Genomic DNA, 1,432 nt, shown 5'->3' on the forward strand with positions numbered 1-1,432 from the left:
TGGCCGCCTGGCGCTGCAAGGCCGCGGCGCGCAGGCGGTTGAGCGCCAGGCGGCGCTCGCCCAGCAGCAGCCAGCGCCGCAGCAGGCTGACCAGCACCTCGGCCGCCGCCAGAAACACAAAGCTGCTCAGTAGCGCCTGGATCACTTCGGTGGCGGTGTAGACATAGCCCAGCCCGATGCCTACCAGGGTCACGGCCAGCACCAGCAGCACGGCCACGCTCACCACCTGGCTCCAGCGCAAGCCCGGGCGCTGCTTGCGCAGGCTTTGGCGCAGGTAGCGCAAGGCCATCCAGCCCAGGCCCAGGGTGAGCACCAGCAGGCACATGCGGCCCCAGGTGCTGATCGCCGAATCATCGTGGCTGAAGAAGGCCAGACCGCCCAGCAGATCGATGGGCACGATCAGCCAGGTGGCGCGCAGCACCATCTGGCGCAGCACCTGCACGCGCTCACGCGGCCAGCCAAAATGCGCCACCGCCAGCCCGCAGGGGCGGAACAGCACATTGAGCAGGGTCACGACAAAGACAAAGGCACTCAGCTGCTCGAGCGCCTGGCCCAGCGGCTCGAGCGCCACCGGCGCTGCCGTCGATTGCAGCAGGGTGCCCAGCGCGGCGGTGGCAAAGCTCCAGGGCAGCGCATACAGCAGGCTCCAGCCCAGCGCCATCAAGGTCAGGCCAAAGTGGTCCTGCGAGAAGTTGTCCACCTGCGTGGCAATCGCCTGCAGCTTTTGCAAGGCATAGCGGCGCAGGCCCAGCAGCAGCAGCACGCCGGCAAAGATGCCGGCATAGATCCAGAGGTTGCGCAGCATGCTCGCGCCCAGCGCCCGCGCGGTGTTCCAGGGCGAGGCGCTGGCGCCCTGCTCCAGTGCGGCGCCGTCCGAGCTGCGCAGCACCGAGCGCCATTCGTCCAGCCAGGCGCCGCCCATTGCCAGATGGCTGGGGAACCACAGCAGCTCCTTGTCCATCACCTGGCGCAGCGCGTTGCCGCTGTTCAAGGTCGATTGCAGCGCGGCATCGGTCTGCTCCAGCACCGCGATACGCCGCAGCAGCAAGGGCTGGAGCTGGTCAATCAGCGCGGCCTGCTTGGTCCACAAGGCCGTGCTTTGGCTGCTGCCGCGCGTGGTCATGCCCGAGTTGCCGCCACCCGTGGCCGTGCCGTTGAGGCTGAAGCGCCGCTCGCTGGCATTGAACAGCGCCAGCCGCAGCTCGGCCAGCTGCCGCAATGTGGCCTTGCGGCGCGACTGGATGGTGTTGACGGTGGGCAGCGCCACGCGCTGCTTCCACAGCCACTGGCCCACCGATGCGCTGCCGCCCAGGCGCAGGCGCGCCTGCGTATCGCGCAAGGCCGAGGCCAGCTGGCTTTGGCGGTATTCGTCGCTCGCCAGGTCCTGGCGCTCTTTGACCAGGCGGTCGTTGTGCGCCAGGATCTGGGCAGC

At 68.9% G+C, this 1,432-nt stretch carries 1 pseudogene; it reads right to left on the reverse strand.

The window, feature by feature from the left end:
- Positions 1-1,432: pseudogene (locus tag H928_RS33360) on the reverse strand (mechanosensitive ion channel protein MscS); the annotation flags it as partial.

The sequence above is a fragment of the Comamonas sp. B-9 genome (assembly GCF_000410635.1).
GTDB lineage: Bacteria > Pseudomonadota > Gammaproteobacteria > Burkholderiales > Burkholderiaceae_C > Comamonas.